This window comes from Aquisalimonas asiatica, assembly GCF_900110585.1.
GTDB classification, from domain to species: domain Bacteria; phylum Pseudomonadota; class Gammaproteobacteria; order Nitrococcales; family Aquisalimonadaceae; genus Aquisalimonas; species Aquisalimonas asiatica.
Genome location: NZ_FOEG01000024.1, coordinates 1 through 1390, shown reverse-complemented (window position 1 = coordinate 1390; position 1390 = coordinate 1). Strand labels below are relative to the sequence as shown.

The following is a 1390-nucleotide window of genomic DNA, read 5'->3' as shown; positions in this document are numbered from 1 at the left end:
ACCACTTGATACAGCGCTTCACTCCTGCACCTTCCCTGGGTTCATGAGGCGTTCACGTGCGACCTGTCAACGATCCAGCCACTGCAACCAACGCAACCAGCCACGTGGTCGCCAGACCGTCTCCAGCGCCTGTGTCTCCGGGTCGAACCGGTAGACGTTGATGCCGCCATGGGGATAACGCTGCCCGGTGACCAGAACATGCGCTTCCGGCGTCGCGTCCACCGAGGGGATGTAACGATCCGTCGCCGGCGGCGGGTCATCGCCAAGATCAAAAAACGCCTGATGCCAGGGGCTGTCGATGTGGTAGAGCGCGGCATATGGGTGGCCCTTCGGCACCCTTACGAACCACTCATCGGCCACGAACTGCACGCCGACATTTTCCTCGGGCAATGTCCTCCATCCATCCGGAAGGTCAATCAGACCACTATCGTCCCGCTCTATATCACCGCCTTCCGTATGCCGCCGAAGCCCGAAGTTATAGCTCGCCAACAACCACCGCTCCTGACCCGTCGCAGTCTCCCACACGCGGGCGATTCCTCTTTCGTCCGCAGCTACTACATACTCGCCATCCGGACTCAGATCTCCATGAGCTTTGCCGTAGAGCCCGTGGAATTTAACCAAGGGCTCCCACGTCGACAAATTCCATAAGACCGGACCATCATAAGCTAGCCCCCCATAAGCGTTCCGCCCCTTTGGGTTATCAGCCTCGATCGGTCGCTTATCCAAATCTGAACCATGCCCAATCGAAAGCAGATAACCCGACTGCTCCAACACCACCAGATTGAGCAAGCTCCCCAGAAATGCAGGCCGATCGTCGTCGTATTTTACGACACTCTTATCTTCACCCCAGTTTCGGTAGATACGGTACTCTTCATCTGCGGAAATATAGGTTTCTAAATCACTTCCGATTACATGTCCGTACACCGGAAGATGCTTGAAACGGTCTATGACTCCACCCTGGACATCCTGTATACGCACTACCCCATCCAAGCCCTGCCAGAGAAACGCATCGTGCCCGCTAATAAAATATGCTGAGTAAGCATTGCCATCGTCACTCACCACCTCGCTGCGCCGCTCCTCGACATCCCACAGCACAATCCGGTTGTCCGCGTGCGAGCTCACCACCCAGCGCCCGTCCTCCGAGACACTGACCACCTGCGCCGGCCCCGGCTGCGGCCAGCCAAGCTGAACGTCATTCCATGTGGAGTTGGGCACGATAAAGAAGACAATGCCCAGCACGCTCAGCGTCAGGGCACACCACATGATACAGCGCTTCACTCCTGCACCTTCCCTGGGTTCATGAGGCGTTCACATGCGACCTGTCAACGATCCAGCCACTGCAGCCAACGGAGCCAGCCACGCGGTCGCCAGACCGTCTCCAGCGCCTGTG

Annotated in this window: 1 protein-coding gene; it reads right to left on the bottom strand. The window is 57.8% G+C overall.

Annotation, left to right across the window (positions count from 1 at the left end):
* Positions 1 to 66: 66 nt before the first annotated feature.
* The gene (locus BMZ02_RS18665) at positions 67 to 1278 is read right to left on the bottom strand and encodes a WD40 repeat domain-containing protein (protein ID WP_139209276.1); all 1212 of its coding nucleotides are present in this window, start codon (positions 1276 to 1278) and stop codon (positions 67 to 69) included.
* Positions 1279 to 1390: the final 112 nt, after the last annotated feature.